The sequence below is a fragment of the Bacillus sp. RC251 genome, from assembly GCF_044908765.1.
GTDB lineage: Bacteria > Bacillota > Bacilli > Bacillales > Bacillaceae_G > Bacillus_A > Bacillus_A wiedmannii.
This window is the reverse complement of sequence record NZ_JBIYDP010000001.1, coordinates 1,097,682-1,115,563: the sequence shown is the minus strand read 5'-3', so window position 1 is coordinate 1,115,563 and position 17,882 is coordinate 1,097,682. Positions and strand designations below refer to the sequence as shown.

14 protein-coding genes and 2 pseudogenes are annotated in these 17,882 nt (G+C 33.1%); 1 reads left to right on the top strand and 15 read right to left on the bottom strand.

The window, feature by feature from the left end; all coding sequences use genetic code 11:
* Nucleotides 1-12: 12 nt before the first annotated feature.
* The 14 genes and pseudogenes from ABH961_RS05655 to ABH961_RS05595 all read right to left on the bottom strand — a co-directional run bounded on the left by ABH961_RS05655 (nt 13) and on the right by ABH961_RS05595 (nt 15,947).
* A complete protein-coding gene (locus ABH961_RS05655; protein ID WP_098076468.1) occupies nt 13-1,572 on the bottom strand; it encodes a lipase family protein in 1,560 nt (519 codons plus the stop codon).
* Between the two features lie 25 nt (nt 1,573-1,597).
* Nucleotides 1,598-2,392: a DUF3952 domain-containing protein gene (locus tag ABH961_RS05650; protein ID WP_098069216.1), complete on the bottom strand. Its 795-nt coding sequence runs from the start codon at nt 2,390-2,392 to the stop codon at nt 1,598-1,600.
* Nucleotides 2,389-6,618 (bottom strand): annotated as a pseudogene (gene essC, locus ABH961_RS05645) (type VII secretion protein EssC); the annotation flags it as partial. The pseudogene essC and the gene ABH961_RS05650, both read right to left, overlap by 4 nt.
* A pseudogene (locus ABH961_RS30050) lies at nt 6,613-6,894 on the bottom strand (FtsK/SpoIIIE N-terminal domain-containing protein); the annotation flags it as partial. The pseudogenes ABH961_RS30050 and essC, both read right to left, overlap by 6 nt.
* 39 nt (nt 6,895-6,933) lie before the next feature.
* The gene (gene essB, locus ABH961_RS05640; RefSeq protein ID WP_098076477.1) at nt 6,934-8,133 is read right to left on the bottom strand and encodes a type VII secretion protein EssB; all 1,200 of its coding nucleotides are present in this window, start codon (nt 8,131-8,133) and stop codon (nt 6,934-6,936) included.
* A gap of 73 nt (nt 8,134-8,206) precedes the next feature.
* Nucleotides 8,207-8,458: an EsaB/YukD family protein gene (locus ABH961_RS05635; RefSeq protein WP_001007566.1), complete on the bottom strand. Its 252-nt coding sequence runs from the start codon at nt 8,456-8,458 to the stop codon at nt 8,207-8,209.
* Nucleotides 8,459-8,462: 4 nt separating this feature from the next.
* Complete coding sequence (gene essA, locus ABH961_RS05630; RefSeq protein ID WP_048541007.1) at nt 8,463-8,966, bottom strand: type VII secretion protein EssA; 504 nt, start codon at nt 8,964-8,966, stop codon at nt 8,463-8,465.
* A complete protein-coding gene (gene esaA, locus ABH961_RS05625; RefSeq protein WP_404519021.1) occupies nt 8,938-12,723 on the bottom strand; it encodes a type VII secretion protein EsaA in 3,786 nt (1,261 codons plus the stop codon). The genes essA and esaA overlap by 29 nt, the downstream gene beginning before the upstream one ends.
* Before the next feature lie 126 nt (nt 12,724-12,849).
* Nucleotides 12,850-13,146, bottom strand: a complete 297-nt coding sequence (locus ABH961_RS05620) for a WXG100 family type VII secretion target (protein ID WP_000918598.1) — start codon at nt 13,144-13,146, stop codon at nt 12,850-12,852.
* Between the two features lie 376 nt (nt 13,147-13,522).
* The gene (locus tag ABH961_RS05615) at nt 13,523-13,951 is read right to left on the bottom strand and encodes a GNAT family N-acetyltransferase (RefSeq protein WP_098079503.1); all 429 of its coding nucleotides are present in this window, start codon (nt 13,949-13,951) and stop codon (nt 13,523-13,525) included.
* On the bottom strand, nt 13,948-14,319 hold the full coding sequence (locus ABH961_RS05610; protein WP_098079501.1) for a cupin domain-containing protein: 372 nt from the start codon (nt 14,317-14,319) through the stop codon (nt 13,948-13,950). The genes ABH961_RS05615 and ABH961_RS05610 overlap by 4 nt, the downstream gene beginning before the upstream one ends.
* A gap of 12 nt (nt 14,320-14,331) precedes the next feature.
* On the bottom strand, nt 14,332-14,817 hold the full coding sequence (locus ABH961_RS05605; protein WP_000222830.1) for a GNAT family N-acetyltransferase: 486 nt from the start codon (nt 14,815-14,817) through the stop codon (nt 14,332-14,334).
* Nucleotides 14,814-15,374, bottom strand: a complete 561-nt coding sequence (locus tag ABH961_RS05600) for a 2'-5' RNA ligase family protein (RefSeq protein WP_098079499.1) — start codon at nt 15,372-15,374, stop codon at nt 14,814-14,816. Before ABH961_RS05600 ends, ABH961_RS05605 begins: the two co-directional genes overlap by 4 nt.
* A 6-nt stretch (nt 15,375-15,380) precedes the next feature.
* Nucleotides 15,381-15,947, bottom strand: a complete 567-nt coding sequence (locus tag ABH961_RS05595) for a GNAT family N-acetyltransferase (RefSeq protein WP_098077113.1) — start codon at nt 15,945-15,947, stop codon at nt 15,381-15,383.
* Nucleotides 15,948-16,083: 136 nt separating this feature from the next.
* Between ABH961_RS05595 and ABH961_RS05590 the strand changes: the two genes are divergently transcribed.
* A complete protein-coding gene (locus ABH961_RS05590) occupies nt 16,084-16,710 on the top strand; it encodes a DUF1648 domain-containing protein (protein ID WP_098079511.1) in 627 nt (208 codons plus the stop codon).
* Between the two features lie 26 nt (nt 16,711-16,736).
* Here ABH961_RS05590 and ABH961_RS05585 read toward each other — a convergent pair whose 3' ends face one another.
* A complete protein-coding gene (locus ABH961_RS05585) occupies nt 16,737-17,849 on the bottom strand; it encodes a metallophosphoesterase (RefSeq protein WP_098079497.1) in 1,113 nt (370 codons plus the stop codon).
* Between the last annotated feature and the right edge of the window lie 33 nt (nt 17,850-17,882).

Sequence of the window (17,882 nt, the reverse complement as noted above, 5' to 3'; positions counted from 1 at the left end):
AAACTTGGAGCTTTAATAATATGAAACTGCTCCTAATTCTTCGTCTTTTGCAAACATAGAAAATACCGCTTCTGAAACATCGTCGTTTAATTGCTTTAAATCTTTTGATAACTCCTTCACATCTTTAGCAATTTCACCTAATAAAGAACGGTTTATCCCCCTGCTGTTATCATTCATAAAGAGATTTAACAATGAGTGACGATGACTTAATATATGTTCAGATACAATTGCAGCTACATTTGTATCAACTACAAAATCTCCTTTAAACAAATCTAGTAAATCTTGCACGTAAGAAGCTGCAACTTCTTTTGCAATTTCTAAAATTTCACTTGTAGCTAAATATACTACAACACTTCCAGCTAAAAAATTTATAGCAGTATTAAATACAGACTCTAATACTTCTAAAACTTTTTCCTTACATTTCGCTAAAGTTGTTTCAATCCATTCTACAGCGATATCTACCGCTCCTTTAATTTCACTTGTAGCCATTATACTAAATTGGATTGCTTCTGCTGTAATTTGAGATTTTAGTCCTTCATACTTTTTATTGAGGTTATAAATACTTTCTTTCACTTGACCCTTTATTTTTCTATACTCTCTCCCAGCTTGTACAGCATCTGAATAGGTAAGTGCCACCCATAAAATCGATGAAATCGGTGTTCCTTGTATGATAAAGTTTATTCCTATACCTGCGACTTGTTCTTCCGCTAAAGAAACTTTTCTATCAAATTTTTTATTTATAAGACCTGTATAAAAACCACCTGCCGATTGGGTAAACTCTACAAAACCTGGAATTATATCCCCTCCAGTATCATTAGTACTGGGTAATTTATCAAACCATATTAACTTGCCATTATTATCATAATCTTTCATAGAGAAAACGTAAGAATGCCATGCTTGGTTTGGAATTATATACATTCTCCCAGGTATTGTAAAATCCGCCATTTTTATTCCGAGATGTAATGGATCCTTTTCATTAATAACATTCCTAATATTATTCATATCAAATCCATTACCAAATTTATCAACATCTCGATTTAATATAGGTGCTGGATTTAATGTTAATGATTCAATATTATCTTCTTGGTGCCTTAACGATACCGTATTAGCTAAACCACCACCTAATGAATGCCCTGTTACACTAATTTTGACAGCAGGGTTATCATGTTTAACCTTCAAATAAAATTCTTCTCCTTGATCATACTGTTTGACTGTAAAATCGTGTTCCCAATTACCTAACACTATTTTATTTGCACCAGTTATATTATGTCCTCCAATTTCACCATCTGTTATTGCATCCGTTGCATCTTCCGTTCCTACGTATGTTATAACAATTTCTCCTGTAGAGTTATCTTTAAAAGCGTATGCAGCAAATCCTGTATTCTCATCAACTTGTCGATCTACAATTGTTGCATTAAATCTTTTTTCTAATCTCGTTATATTATCTATTTTTGATTTATCATATGGAGGCTTACCAGCTTTAAATTTATAGATATCCTCACCTGCTAGCTCTAATTTCCCCCAATCAGAACTTATTTTTAACTTATTACCTAGTTTCACTTCCTTACCCATTTTCTCCCTCTCTCCTAAGCATTTATTATTTTGTGTAATCTTCCTTATAATTTAAATATTCTTTTTTCCCATCATGAATATTATTTTGTTTCTTATCAAAATATGTTATTATTTGGACCATATTTTTCACTATTTTTCCATCTTCATTTTTTGTTTTATAATCTATATCAATACTTAATTGTAATATCTGTTTGGGATTTTTTGCAGAGTCAAAACTTAGTGAAATTGTTGATCCATCATATTCATCATAATTTATTTTTAACTTACCATTAATAATACTCTGGAATTCGGATTCAGTTAGTCGATATCCCACTGAATTAGGTTGATCAAACTTTTTTATATCATCTCCAGGTTTTATCTTTAGTTTCCCTATTCCTTTTAAACGATCTACAATTAAGTTCACGTATGAAACATCTAGATTTGAATCCGGACTTTGCACCTTTTCATTTTTATACATAATATTTGTACTATAATTAACTTCTTCTTTATAATTTTTATCATCTACTTCCGAGGTAATTTCTTGTGTTGTATTCCCATATAAACTTTTATCTTTTATATTATATACGCCTGTCGAAGTTTGGTAGATTGTTTTACTATGCTCTCCATCTTCCTTTTGTTCAAATGTACTATATATACCTCTTTGGGTTACATACGCATACCCATCATCACTCGCAGACATAACAGTCTTCATGTCCCCTTCATCCAACGCCTTTACTAATCTCTCATACTCTATCTTTGTCTCTCCAAAACCACATCCACTTAATAAACTTGCCACTATTGACACGACTATCATCACCTTAGCTTTCTTCTTTAATTTCATACTGTCACCTCGTTAGTTACTCTAGGCATTTTTAGTTTCATTATGTTCCCTTTTTGATAGTAATACACTTCATCTTTACCTAATGGCGCTTCGTTGCTTATATATTTTATGTTGAAGATACTTTGATCATTTAATGGCATTGCGATAATTGCTGCTGTTAGTTTACTTCTCATTTTCATAGGTAGAGCTTCACGATTTCGGTCCATGTAATCGTGGTGACCTGCTAATACAAAGTAAATGCCTACTGTACGAGATAGATCAATTAAAGTTGCTGCATCCTCCATTTCTAAATAAACAAATTTACTAAATTCTTCAACATTTGTCATGATAATGAGTTGTTTTGTGAATGTAGGAATTTCTCTACCTTCTTGTCTTGCTTGTGCTAATTCAAAAGCTCGTTCGCGAATTACTTCCATCCAATACTTCGCATGCATATTTATTTCATTTTCGTCTACAATATAATGCGTCACATTATCTTTATATTGAACGAAACTATACTCTGCTGTATCCACTAACGTCACACTTTCAAAATAATCTTTATTCAATTGAGATAGGATGCTAGATACAATTTGTTTTCTCATACTATCATCTACACTATAAATCATTAAATGATCATTCACTGCAATATCATGAGCTACAACTTCTACGTTTGCAAAATCAAGTCCCATTGGAATTCTTGCTGCTTGTAGAGCTTTTGTAACGTCTTTATTTTTACGATAAGTAGCAATATCAATAATTTCTGGCATCATTGGAATTGCCTTCGGACGTTCTCCATCCCATTCTCGGTCCATATCATTTGCTTCTTGTTGTAATAATTGAATTTGTTGTAGTTCATCTTCTGCTTTCGTAGGCAATGCAGCCTGGAATAATGTAGGAGATTCTAGTTTTATTAACGCTCTTCCTGCTGTTTCTTCCACTTTTATATCAGATCTCCCTACAATACTAGCTACTTCACTTTGATCAATCATATATAGGCAAGTTTGGATTTTAATATTATTGTACAATTGAATTCTAAGTGCATTTTGTCGCCCTGCACTAATTAAAGTATGAATTCCTAAACTTGCACCATCTCGGACAATTTGCATAATTAGCATTTCAAAGCTTTCATAGAACTTCGCTTCTTTTACTGCATCATAATTATCAATTGCAATAATAATATGTGGTATTTCTTTCCCGCTTGCCTTTTCATACATTTCAATATTTGCAACGTCATATTCACTTAATAATCGTTTACGATTTTTCATTTCTTGAGTTAATCTTTCAACAAACTTTAAACATTTTTCTGATTCGTCAATTGTAATCGTATCCGCTACATGAGGTAATCCTTTTAAAGGTAGAAGACCATTTGTTCCAAGGTCCACTAAATACACATGCAAATGCTCCGGACTATGCTGACGAGCTACATCCATAATGACTGATTGTAAGAATGTTGATTTTCCGTAGCCTGGGCTTGAGAAGACCGCTACGTGTCCGTCTTTACTAATATCTAGTGTTAATGGTGTTTGTGATTGTAATTCAGGCTGATCTAGTAGACCAACTGTTGCTTTTAATGGTTTCTTTTCTTTCGTCCATGCTTCTTTGAACTGAATAGCGTGTAAGTCTTGTAAATATACGCTTTCTGGAAGTGGCGGTAACCACGGTCTAGCTAACGCTTCAATTTCATTTATTTCTGCGTAATCGTGAATGTAGTCAATAACAGCATCCAGTTCAGATGGTACGCTTATTACTTCTTTACTGCTACCAAGTCCACTTAAGTCTTCACTTAATATTTCATATTGTCCTAGATCATTTATTGCATAGATTGTTGCGTCTAAATGTTCTTTATCCTCTTTGTTTTCTACATAGTCTGCTCCGCTCCAAGCTGATTGGAATAGTTCATAAATTTCATTATTCCCAACTTGTAAGTAAGCACGTCCTGGTAATGTAATTTCAGCAGCATCTGGTGTTTTTAAAATTTCATTACTATCTGACGTATTTTGAACTTTTAGTGCTAGTTTGAATTTCGAGTTACTCCAAATTTGATCATCTACAACACCACTCGGTTTTTGCGTAGCTAATATTAAATGGATTCCGAGTGAACGACCGATACGCGCTGTTGAAACTAACTCTTTCATAAATTCTGGTTGTTCTGACTTCAATTCCGCGAATTCATCACTAATTAAAAATAGATGTGGCATCGGTTCACTTACTAAGCCTTCTTTATACAGTTTTTGATACTGATTAATATGGTTTACATCATTTTCCCCAAATAATCGTTGTCTTTTTTGTAATTCAGCTTTAATTGATGCGAGCGCTCTCATACTTTGCGCTCCATCTAAGTTCGTAATTGTTCCTAATAAATGCGGTAAGTTTTTGAATAAATTCGCCATACCGCCGCCTTTATAGTCAATTAGTAGAAAGGCTACTTCGTACGGATGGAAATTGACTGCTAGAGATAAAATATACGATTGTATAATTTCCGACTTACCTGAACCTGTTGTACCTGCTATTAACCCGTGTGGTCCGTGTGCTTTTTCGTGTAAGTTTAAGTTTACGATATCTTCTTTACCACGTAATCCAAGTGGTACAGCTAAAGATTTATGCGCTGCATTTTTCTCCCAGCGACTTGTGATATTCAGTTCTTTTACTTTCTCAACACCGTACATTTCTAAAAATGTTACACTTTCTGGGATACTATTTTTTAAGTTTTGTAAATGATTTAACGGTGCTAATGCTCGTGAAATGTCTTCTAAATTGAACCCTTTCGGTACGTGATTGAGTTTAAATTGACGGTTAACAAGTTCTCCTTGCTCTAAGATGATGTTCCCTTGTTTTGCATCTCTTATATCAATTACCGTTTTCACGTGCTCCGGTAAACTTTGCATAACATCTTGTACAAATACAAGCGATACACCTAATTGACTCGGATCATCATTAAAGAATTCCATAACAACATGGTCTAGTATTAGTTTTTCATCTGTAATGAGAACGACATAGTGCGGTGCAAAGTACATTTTTTCATTAGTTGAACTTTTTTCATCTAGTTTTAATTTTCGTTCTTTCAATATTTGATACAAACTATTTAACACTTGATCACGGCTACGATCATGGTATACAAATCCACGTACATTTATATCGCGAACACTTCCATGAGGCAACCAACGCATCCAATCCCATTTTTCTTTTTCTTCTTCAGGAAAAATAGTAATAAACTGCAAGTCATAATAACTATGGAATAATGCGGTTTGTACAACTAATAATTGTAATTGCTCTAACACTAAAGAGCGTTGTCCAATATAACCGACTGGTCCATTCATTAAATCTGTTACAACTGGTACATCTTCCAATGATAGATAACGCTGTCTTAGTTCACGTGCTATATCAATTAATTCATCTTTCGTTTGACTAAATTCTTCTTCATTAAATTGGATTTCAAAACTTGTATTAGCTTGTCCTGTTCCAACGCTAAATGTTAAGAAATCATGATGTAGCATTGTTTTTTCATATATACGTGGATTTACTTGCACAGCCATATTACGTATCACTTCAACATTTGGATTATGATATTGTAATGCATGACGTTGCTTTTCACTTTCTGCATGTAAATCTTTCGTTTTTTGTTTTATATACTCTCTATAACTTTTATCACGTTCCACAATGTCAATTTTATATTGCTTTAAATTTTTTATATAAGATGTGACAGAAACAATAATCGTTACTAATGTCATCGCAATCGATGCGATAATAAACATTCCATATTTCATGAAAATAGCAAGTAATACAGTTACGACAATCATGACAAGTGAAGGTGCAATGATTCTTGCTAAATGCTCCGTTGGTTTTGATGGCATACTTGAAGGCTTTGCAATTATCATTTTCTCTTCTGGTTCACGGTAAATAATACGTGGTGAACGATGATAGTCTGGATAACCACTTTGATAATTCGTTTCTGATTCTACTAAAATAGGTAACGCAGATTTCACTTTATCTTCTGAAGAAAGTACTTGAATGTCTTCACTACCAATCTCCAATAAAATACCATCAAAATATAATACGTCTCCTGATTCCAACATAACGCTATCTTTTAACTTCGTATAATTATGAAATACATCCCCGCCATACACGTTCACTTTAAAAGAATCGTACAACGTTTCGCGAGATAGCATTAAATCTACACTAGTCCCAGTAATAGAAATATCATCGTAATCGTTTTGACTCACTGTAAGAGAATGTTTCGTTCCGATATCAAACACTTTAGTTGTGCCAACAATAGATATAAAGATTTTCAAGCTCACATCTCTTGTTTTCCCAATCTCAATTTCCTTATTGAATTCTATTAATTGATCTTGTACCATCCAAGCATTTACTTCATTATTCCACTTTAACTCTATTTCTTGTTCTAAACTTGGATTCGTAATATCATTTGTCCACTCTTTTCCAATCGACACTATTGATTGCTCATTTGGATGTAATGTGCACTTATATATTTTGTCTCCATAAGTCAATACTAATAGTTGCTCCATCCGTGTTCACTGCTCCTTTTCAACTGTCTCATCAAGTGCTTACTCTTTTTTCTCTGTGTCCGACAAATTTTTATCGCTTGATGAATTGCCATATTTCTTTTTATATTCATCTAATTGTTGCTCATATGTTTTTAACTTTTGATCACGTTCTTCTCCTGATAAATCCGGATTATTTTTCAGTGATTCAATTTGTTTAACAAGGCCGTACATAATAAGCTGAGGATCATCAAGTGTCTTAGCTAGATCTAATGATTTATCAAAATTACCTTTTCCGTTATACATCCAATACAGCAAATACTTTTCATCACTTTTCAAACTAATGTTTTTCATAATCGATTTCTTTTGAGCTTCACCTAGTTTTTCAGCTGTAATGTATGCAAATGCTAACTCATATTTAGATGCAATCGGTAATGATTCAAACTCCTCTTCATTCAATTGCGTAATGACTTTGTCATAATCAGTTGCTATGAAACTCGCATTTGCTTCTAATAATTTATTTTGATAAGGAAATTTTATAAAAGTGAAATATATTAAAGGAGCAGCTAAAATAACTGTCGCCGCTATGAAGGAAAAAGCTAAGTATTTAAACGATTTATAGCTTTTTTTAGGTACTAACTGCATATTTTTTTCTGTTTTTGTTTGTTCCTTCTCAAAGCTGTCATCAAGAAACTGCAGTAATGCATCTAAGCTTTCCATTTGAGCAACGGTCTGTTCAAATGTTGTTTCTTTTGCATCTTTTAGTAACCCAGCATACAAATCATCAAAGTTATGTTTTTGGGAGAATAAAGCAATAATTAGACACTTATATTGCGTTAAAAATTGCTCTTCTAATAATGGGGTTGGCGGAACAATATCTCGAATTCCTCTATGTATAATGCTTGGTATTAAATTCGCATTAAAAACTATATTGTCTGGATGTAAAAAGAACGTGATTCGTTTATTTAAATATTTACGAAACTGCGCAACATTCCGAAGTAGTCTTAATTTCTCATTTCTTCCAAAGCGGCTAAGATCGTCCCACTTATATAATTTTTTATCTACTTGATATAGAAACGTAAACATATCATCCGTTTCTTCTATCGTTAATGGTACAAATTCAGATGATACGCCCGCAATTATATCGAATTGACGGAAGTCTTTTATACGTGTTTGAGATTTGGTCATCTCCAATTTCCAATTTTCTTTTTCTATTTGAAATTGATAGTTCATTGCATCAATTTGAATTGTTTTTTCCGTCATGTTTATCCTCTTCTCCTTTTCTTTATAACCCCTAATAACTTATTTACAAATAACTAAAAGTAAAAAATATTCTTTATAAAACTTGCAAAATATCTCCATCTGTTATTTGGTGATCAATTAAACGATCATTATCTGTTAAAACAATTGACTTATTTTTCACTTTAATTACAAAATGTGAACCTTCATGATTATCAATCTTTAGCGTATCTAATAAGTTTTTCAATAAATATTTAATAGATTGATGATTCGGAATACGCAAATCGTATGTATTTCCATTCCATTTATTAAAATCTACTGTTACATTAATATGTGTTTGTATTGCCATCGCTTTACCTCCAACTTTTACGAAGAACCGTATAAATACCGATGCAAATAAATAGAATGCCGCCGCCAAATAATAATATTATTGTTATACTAATTGGCTCTTCATTCATTGTTTCATTACTCGCTATTTCATCTGCACTTTTTCTGACAATGTATTCACTGCTAAACAAACTATTTTTCGTATCTTTAACACTATTATTCTCTTTTTGTTTTATAAAAAGAGAATCTCGCAGAGCTTCCATATCTTTTTGTTCTTTCTTTTTCTTTTTCTCAATTTCTTCTTCTATATCTTGGTTAAATAACTCAATTGATGCTTTATCTAATTCTGTTTCCTTATGTTCCTTTTTATTTTTTTCTTGGTCGCTTTCTTCAAGTCGATCCACTTTAAACTTAATCTTCCCATCATCACCAAGATAACTGTCAGCCGCGCTCCTTATCGGTAGCGCGACAAACAGTAAAAGGATAGAGAGAAATGATAACTTAGCCACTATGCTCCATTGTTTGATCATTTACTTCTTTTTCCTCCCATTTCTTATGCCATACAAATAGATTACTAACCAATCCAATAATGGCAATTACAAACAATACGATAAAAATAACTTTTCCTGTATCTTTACCGCTAATAAAATCATTTAGAAAACCCTCTATATATTGAAGCGGTGAAAATTGACGCAATTTGCCTACAGAAGACATTTGGTCTACTTTACTTCCAACTGCTTCAGTTAAAAATAGATACATACTTAAAAATACTAATAAGATAAACATTCCTACCATTTTTATTTGTCGTAGTAAGTATGTTGAAACTAATACGAACGCCATCATAATGATTGTGATAAACGCAATCCATAGTAAACTTTGATCCTGACCGAATTTTAAAAGACGGCCTGAGATGACTCCTATACTGATTCCTTCCACAATCGATATTCCAAATGCTACTACTGTAGTTGGTACATTCATATCAATTAAAGAGAATCTCTCTTCAAAATGATCTGATTGCGTTCGTTTCTTTTCTTGATTCGCAATTGCATATGCTGTAAATAACGCAACAATGAAACAAGTTAATACGATTAAGTATGGTGTAAAAGCATTACCAGCTACAATTACCCCATCATTTTGTTTCTGAACTGGACTAGATAAAAACTCATATAGCATCTCATTTTGACGGTCTCCAATACGACTATTCGCCAAAATCTTCGTAAAGTTTTTCGAGAATGCTTTATCATCTTCCATTTTCTTCGTAAAATCATTTAATAAGGAATCTGCTTTCGAAACAATTGTCGTTCCGCTGTCTTGAATTTCTTTTGCTTGTCCATTAATTTGGTCAAATGTTTTATACACATCATCTGATGTCGCTAAACTATGCTTTGAACTCTCTACTAATGACTGAGTTTGCATCGTTAAAGATTTAATACCAGAGTCTAACGATAGTACAGCTGTTTGCTCACCTGCATTATTAGTCGTTAATACTTGTTGTTCTTCAGCTAACTTTAAGCTACTCTCACGCCATTTCGCTAAACCTTTTACATACTCTCCTAAATTTTGATTCATACTAGTTGCTTGCTGCATCGTTTCATTTAATTTCTCCGCTAGTAGCATTGAATTTTGATCTGCACTAGTAATGAGCTGTTGGTAAGAGTCTATTTTTTGTTTTAAACCTGTCATATCTTGCTTTACTTCACTCGTAATACTAGCTGAAACAAGATTTGAAATTAAGTCAATTAAGCTTTGTTTATTTAATACGTAATACAAAGATTGTTCAGTTGCAATTGCATCTAAACTTCCCTCTTCTAGCTTAGGACCTACATCTTTCGTTCTTAAATCAATCCCATAATACATTTCGTAAAGGCTCATTAAACCTTGATAACTTTCAACTGTATCTACTGCTTCTTTTATTAATACATTAGATATATTTTTTGTTAATACTTCTGTTTTTTGATGTACAACTTGATTCGTTGTACTTTCAATAACTTTACCGTTATCTGTTCCTGTTTCGCCTCCTGGATTTCCTCCGGTTCCGTTATCTGTCCCCGTTCCGCCTCCTTGGTTTCCTCCAGTTCCGTTATCTGTTCCCGTTCCGCCTCCTTGGTTTCCTCCGGTTCCGTTGTCTGTTCCCGTTCCGCCTCCTGGATTTCCTCCGGTTCCGTTATCTGTTCCCGTTCCGCCTCCTTGGTTTCCTCCGGTTCCGTTGTCTGTTCCCGTTCCGCCTCCTGGGTTTCCTCCAGTTCCGTTATCTGTTCCCGTTCCGCCTCCTTGGTTTCCTCCGGTTCCGTTGTCTGTTCCCGTTCCGCCTCCTGGGTTTCCTCCAGTTCCGTTGTCTGTTCCCGTTCCGCCTCCTGGGTTTCCTCCGGTTCCGTTATCTGTTCCCGTTCCGCCTCCTGGGTTTCCTCCAGTTCCGTTATCTGTTCCCGTTCCGCCTCCTGGGTTTCCTCCGGTTCCGTTGTCTGTTCCCGTTCCGCCTCCTGGGCTTCCTCCGGTTCCGTTATCTTTCCCTGTTGTGTTTTCCATTTTTTTAATAATAGGGTTTTTAGCACTGTGTACTAACGGCATTATGCCATACTGTGATTTATGAACCACATTTTCCACCTTGCTATTTTCTGTTTGTGTTCCTTTATCCTCTTTATTAGGTTCTTCTTTTTCAGAACTAGTTTCTTTTTTATGAGTCCCGCTCAATTCCCACTGCCACGTTACAGGAGAGAAAACATCTATATTGATGTTTGGATCTTTTAACTTTACATGCAAGCTAATCTTTATATCCCCTTCATTACGAGGAGCTATTGTAATTTCTCCTGCTTCGCTTTGAAGAAAGTCACTTGTACGATCCACACCATCAATATGTAACGCTTCTGTACTTCCATCTAGTTTAAATTCTTCTGGAATATTTATCTTCAAAGTTTGTGAAGATTCCATTTTAATTACTTTCGCAGTATCACTAAATGTAATTCCCTCTGTATAAAGTTTATCCTTTACTTCTTTAATAGCGCTTCCTAAAGATATTTTATTTACAGGATCATAATAAAAATTATTTTCTTTATTATATTTTTTTGTAAATTGAATTACATTTTGCAGTTGTAATTTCGTTGTATCTGGCAAATCACTTTGACCGATTTCTTCCATGTTTAAACTCGGTAATTTCGCAATTAAATTTTCGATTTGTTTCTTTATTCGAACATCTGGTTGCTTCATTAATGTATTTATAAAGATTTCTTGCTTTCCATCATTCGACATAGATTGCTTTAACTTTTTAATTACCGTCTCTTGAATATCACTTTCTAACTTTCCTGCAAGTTCTGTATCATATTCTGACACTTGTTTTTTTACATCTGTTAAATACTTTTGAATTGTTGAAGCATCAGCTAAAATATTAGGATCTTTCTCTGAAAGCGTAAACTGATTTGCGATAATTTTATTCGCAGATTCTAATGCACTTAACTGTTTTAAAACATCGCCTGAATTCATATCACTCATATACTGATTAAATTGATTTGTAAAATTATTCGCTAACAGATTATTATCCGTTTGTATTTTTTGAAAGTTATTAAATCCTTCTAAATACGTATTATTAGATTTATTCCCTTCATCTAAAGCTTGTCCAAACCCTTTTAAAACATCTTGGAATCCTTTAAAACTATTAACAGAAATACCAGTGTAATCTTGTACCGTTTTAAATTGGTTTGTGTAATTTGCCAACGGGCTATGTACATCTTTTTTATACATAGTCGTTTGATTGGTCCCTTTTTCAATTATTTTACCTATATTATCTTGTGCACCTTGCAACTTACCGATAACACTTGCAAAATAAACATCGATAATTTGCTTATTAAAATCTTCTAAAATAGCAGAAGCTGTATTTTCTGCCTCAGCTTTCAAATCTTTATTCCCAGTTGCATTTACTTTATAATTTAAAGTTAATTTCTCTGGAAGTTCTGAATCAATTGCAACAGCCTTTCTAGAAAAATCGTTAGGTATTACAATCATCATATTGTAATTATTATTTTTCAAACCACTTTCTGCTACACCACGACTTACTACGTACCATTCTTGTTTCGTATTTTTATTTACATTTTTAACAAATTGATCTCCAAACGCTATTTTATTACCTTCAAATACAGTACCTTGATCTTCATTTACCAATGCAACTGTCATTTTTTTCGTAGTATTCTCATTTGCTTTCTTAACATTTTGATTTAACGCTAAATAGGAGACCCCTGTTGATAACACAAGAGCTAAAATAATAAACAACAAGATGCTCCACTTGAACTTTTTCACTACCTATCACTCCTGCGACTGCGAGTCTATTAAGTTAAAGACTTCGTATCTTACTCTAGTTTTAAAGTAATTTAGCCATACAACGTATGGTTGCATGGCTAAATTATATAGTTCTTTTTATCTGTCTTATTGTAGACCGAAATTACGAGAAAGATCTTCGTCATGTCTTGCAACAGCTTCTGCAGTTTTATTAAGCTGCATATTAATTTCTTGTAATAACTCTGCGAAGTTTTGTACTTTTGGCTTTAATTGATTGAACTGTTGATCAAAACCTTCGAAAGCACGACCTTCCCATTCTCCTCTTAATTCATTTTGTAAGTTTTGTAGTTGACGTAAAATGTCCTCAATTTGATTTGCACCTTGTCCATATCGAGTCGCTTTCGATTTAAGCTCCTCTGGTGACATGCGAATTTGTCCTGCCATGAATAAATCCCCCTTAAAATTTAAAAATAGTAAAATTAACCAAAAATCAATTCTACAAATTGATTATATCAATAATTTAAAAATTTCTAAACAAAAAAATGATATTTTTCCAAATTTTATCTTTTACTATAATAACATTATATTATATAATACTAATTTATTTGTTTTTAAGCATACTCTATAAATCAACTATAAATTTAAAGAAAATCTTTTATTTTATGTATCTTTAAGAACTTATCCATTTTTAATTTCAGCAATAAAGTGTTCACTAAATCATTATTTTGTCCTATCTCATTTATGTAAGTTGATTCTATTTGTAATGCCGGATACACCATTTACAAATAGGCAACATATTCTCTTTCTCTTTTTATTTTTCTCACTTCAAAGTCATAATTACCTGTCTTTCAACAAAACCAAACTCTTCGTACATCTCTTTCGCAAAATTTCCAGCAAATACATTCAAACGAATTTCTGAATAATTCTTTTGTAATTCCTTAATACCAGCCCCCATTAACTTTCTTGACAACCCTTTCCCGCGGTACTCTGGAAAAACATATAATTCGTATATAAACCCTAGTTTTTCATGAGAAAAATAGTCCGTATTTTCCCCTATTAATATCCACCCCATCACATTATTTTCTTCTTTAACGACTAAATAATATGCTCCCTTTTCTACAATCGGCCTTGTAATTTCAATCGCTTTCTCTGTACTTAACTGACAATTTCCCCTCGTGCCTTCAAAAAGCGATTGAGCTGCATATTGTATTATTTCGTCCGTTTCTTCCCGATTTGCCTTTTCTATCATTTTTCACAACTCTCCTCTTTAATAGGCATTAATATTGCTCGTTCAAGTTCCTCCGACTCAATTACAATTGCGATCAATCCCTTTTCCGTTCTCGTCTCATGAAATTCACCCTTCTCCCAAAACACAGCCTGTCCCGTTTTCACCTTTACTTTTTCTTTATCTGCTCCGCATACATATCCTTCTCCGTCCACAATAAGAAGCAGTTGCGATACAACTGCTTCATGATATCCAATTATTCCATTTTCTTTTAAATGCATAGCACCGATATGTATATTCCCTTGATGATTTACTATTTTCGACATTATGAAATTAGATTGAAATGCTGAGATTTTCTTTCCCACTTTTTCACTAAAATCAAAAATTTTCATTACTAATCCTCCCTATACGTATAAAACCATCCTTACTGTCTGCATCATATGTCCTTCAAAATCTTCTTCAAATTCCTCTAATTGTGCAAAACCTTTCGCTTCATAAAAACGTTTTCCTTTTTCATTCGCTGCTTCTACATGAATGTATAGTTTCCGAATTCCTTTTAATTCCGTTAACCCTTTTTGTAATAAAGCACTTCCTACCCCTTTCCCTTGCTGATCTGGTAACAAATAAATCGCTCCTAATTCTGCTTCGTTTTGCAATCTAACAGGTGAAAAATTCGCAAAGCCAATTACTTCTCCCTCTTCTTCCGCAACGAATAAATGTGTATTTTCAAGACGATATTTCATTTTTTCATCAGAATAGGCCTCGTCTAAAAATCTGTCTTGAATCTCTCTCGGAATAATGCTTTCGTATGTATCATGCCAAGCAACTTTCGCTACTGATTGTACCGCATGGATATCTTCTTGCTTCATTTCTCTAATTACATATGTCATCTCGTTGTCTCCATTCTCTTTAAATTATATTCTGCTAATATACTAGAAGAAATGGCAAAACCTTTTTCATAATTCACCTCAATTAATTTTAATTTCTCAATTGAAGCTGTTGCATAATCAAATTTTTCATAAATATATTCCATTGCAATTAAAAACTGATTTGCATGTAACTTATTTGCAATCGTACAATGCGGAACCCATTTTCCTGGCACATAATATGAATTTAAATTATCATGAAAAGTTTTAAAATTATCATGATAAGAATGATGAAGTTTTAACAATTCATCTGTAATGGTCGGTGCTAAAAAGATCGTTCCATTAGTAGGAAAAACTCCAACAGAAGGAAAATTTATTGCAGACATATTTTCTTGAACAGCTACAAACTCCTCTAGTTTCTTAGTATATAAGTTAACATCTACCTCATTGTAATCAGCTAATTTAATATGAGGTTCTACTCCTGCTAATTGATTTGTGCCAATGATATTTGTTATTTCATTTTGCAATTCTATAATTTTATTAGTAAACACACGATCAAATGTAGCAATAATAGCGTACATACTTCCTCACCCCTTCGTTACATATAACGCTTCCCATTCTTCACGAATCATTCCCATTCGAATAGAATCATAGTACGTTCCGTTATAATAACGGCATTTGCGCATTCTACCTTCTAAACTCATTCCTATTTTCTCAGCTACTTTCATCATTCGTTCATTACCAGACCAAGTCGTGATTCCTACTCTACCAATCTCCATCTCTTCAAATAGTAAATCTCGATATAATGTTAACGCCTCTGTACCATAACCACCATTCCAGTAATTTGGATTATAAATAACAAGCCCCATCTCTAACCAACGCGTCGGTTTATATTCCCAATAAAACCCGATTGTCCCTATAATTTGACCGTTATTTTCTATAATTAAATTGGATAGAGGTTCCTCTTTTAAACGAGTTTTCATCTTCTCTTTATAAGACGAGTATTCTTGCATTGAAAACGGAAAATACGGTGCATCCCATTTTTTCCATTCTGGATTTTCTTCTTTAAATACGAGATCCCATAATGTTTTTATATCTGATTCTTCAATTGCACGAATTGTAACTTTATCCCCTTTTACTCTTACGTTTTGCATAATTTCCTCCTACACTCCTCTTTATTTCATATATAATTATAATGTTTCTTCAGAAAAATCAAAACAAATATCCTTTATTATATTGTATAATTTTGTTATAAGATACCAATTATTCATGTGGAAAGCTGGTGATTCAATGAATAATCGATTTAGTATTACTTTATTTCTCACTATTATTACAACAAATATTATTCTCTATTTCTTCTTACCATTACGTATTGTTACTAAATGGGACTTCAATGGAACGCCTACATCAACAATGGATAAAAGTACTTTTGTTATCGTAAATATAATTATATGTACCTTCTTATTCTTTTTATTTTTAGCTTTATCTAAAGCAGCGAGTAACCAGAAATTTCTCCTTTGGATTGGCAACACAATTTTACTATTTTTATTTTTTGTCGATATTGTCATTGCTCTCATCGCTCTTGGCTTCACTCTTCCTCTTGATCATTTAATATTTTTAGCATTAGGGCTTTTATTTATATTAATAGGCTATTTCAGTTCCAAAATTGATACGAGTAAATCAACGGTTTCATTGGAATGGAATGATAAACACCTTGAAAAAAGAGCTTCAAATATTAGTAGTATTTCAATGATAATAGCAGGTATTTTCCTAGCCGGGCTTCCATTTATCGTTCCTGTTCCGTATAGAGGTTATGCTATAATCGCAATTATTTTAGGAATGACGCTTGCCATTTTACCGAGTACGATTTACTTACTTATGAAAGACAGCAAGCAATCTACTCATTTAAAAAGGTAATAAAAAAATAGGAGGCTCCATACCTCCTATTTCATCTTTTCTATCTCAACTAAAATACCTTTCTCTATCCAGCCTTCTACTCCATCTCTTTTAATTAAATCATATCCTGAGCAGCTATTATCAATGAGAGACACAATGTTCCCTTTTCTTACACTTATTTGTGCACAAGAAATATCGGTTTTCACTGTGTATTCACCTGAATCAAGTTGCCTAATATATTCATTTTTCACAGAGAGTAATTTATTCGTTTCTCTTTGCTTACATACCGTATAATCTTTCATCTTCTCTATAGGATCTATGTAATAATACGGATATGTCACCCCGCCCTGCATTGATGTGTTCGCATTAAAATCCGCTATCACTTCAAACTCTGGAAAATAGTCTACATATGTATAAGAAAACGTATCACCTGCTCTTGTCCTTTGAATGATAAATGCGTTTAATTGTCCTGCTTCTTTAATCGCATTTCCACCGTCAATTGCAATAATCTTTTTCTCCTCATCAATAACTGGATTGTTAGACGGTGCCTTGTCTGAATAGTTTACAACAGGCCAATGACCGACAACTACATACTTATTTGCTCTATGTGATTTATTGAAAAACTCTGGCATTGCTATCGCATTTTTGCGCACTGTTTCTTTCCAATCTTCTTTATCATCAAGGCCAGCATGTACAAAAATATAATCTTCTGTTTCAATCGCTGTTGGTAATTCTGTTAGCCACTTTATTTCTTTTGAAAAATGCCCCATCAATATGTTTTTCACTTCACAAATATCACTTTCTTCATTAACGGTAACACTCAATTCCGCTAGCCACTCATTAAAAATTGTATTCTTTCGCGTACATAAATAATTTATTAGCGCGGGATTTTCATTCACAAGTGCTTCAACTACAACTTCACAATTCCCTTCAATTACATAAACGTTTGGCTTGCTAACTACTAGATCCATCACATAGTTTACGACGCCAATGCTATTTCTTCCTTTCTCACAAAGATCACCATTAATAATTAAATAATCCTCATCTTTAAAATTAACTTTATGTAGTAGTTCATTAAAAAGATTTAATTCTCCATGAATATCAGAAATAATGATGACTCTTCCATCATTTGGTATAGATAATTTCTTTATTTTTTCCAAGTATAAACGCTCCTAACATTCTCCAAATTCAAT

What these genes read in the sequence shown, in the direction of transcription:
- ABH961_RS05655 (WP_098076468.1), bottom strand. Translation starts at nt 1,572, where the DNA reads ATGGGTAAGGAAGTGAAACTAGGTAATAAGTTAAAAATAAGTTCTGAT.
- ABH961_RS05650 (WP_098069216.1), bottom strand. Translation starts at nt 2,392, where the DNA reads ATGAAATTAAAGAAGAAAGCTAAGGTGATGATAGTCGTGTCAATAGTG.
- essB (WP_098076477.1), bottom strand. Translation starts at nt 8,133, where the DNA reads ATGACGGAAAAAACAATTCAAATTGATGCAATGAACTATCAATTTCAA.
- ABH961_RS05635 (WP_001007566.1), bottom strand. Translation starts at nt 8,458, where the DNA reads ATGGCAATACAAACACATATTAATGTAACAGTAGATTTTAATAAATGG.
- essA (WP_048541007.1), bottom strand. Translation starts at nt 8,966, where the DNA reads ATGATCAAACAATGGAGCATAGTGGCTAAGTTATCATTTCTCTCTATC.
- ABH961_RS05620 (WP_000918598.1), bottom strand. Translation starts at nt 13,146, where the DNA reads ATGGCAGGACAAATTCGCATGTCACCAGAGGAGCTTAAATCGAAAGCG.
- ABH961_RS05615 (WP_098079503.1), bottom strand. Translation starts at nt 13,951, where the DNA reads ATGATAGAAAAGGCAAATCGGGAAGAAACGGACGAAATAATACAATAT.
- ABH961_RS05610 (WP_098079501.1), bottom strand. Translation starts at nt 14,319, where the DNA reads ATGAAAATTTTTGATTTTAGTGAAAAAGTGGGAAAGAAAATCTCAGCA.
- ABH961_RS05605 (WP_000222830.1), bottom strand. Translation starts at nt 14,817, where the DNA reads ATGACATATGTAATTAGAGAAATGAAGCAAGAAGATATCCATGCGGTA.
- ABH961_RS05600 (WP_098079499.1), bottom strand. Translation starts at nt 15,374, where the DNA reads ATGTACGCTATTATTGCTACATTTGATCGTGTGTTTACTAATAAAATT.
- ABH961_RS05595 (WP_098077113.1), bottom strand. Translation starts at nt 15,947, where the DNA reads ATGCAAAACGTAAGAGTAAAAGGGGATAAAGTTACAATTCGTGCAATT.
- ABH961_RS05590 (WP_098079511.1), top strand. Translation starts at nt 16,084, where the DNA reads ATGAATAATCGATTTAGTATTACTTTATTTCTCACTATTATTACAACA.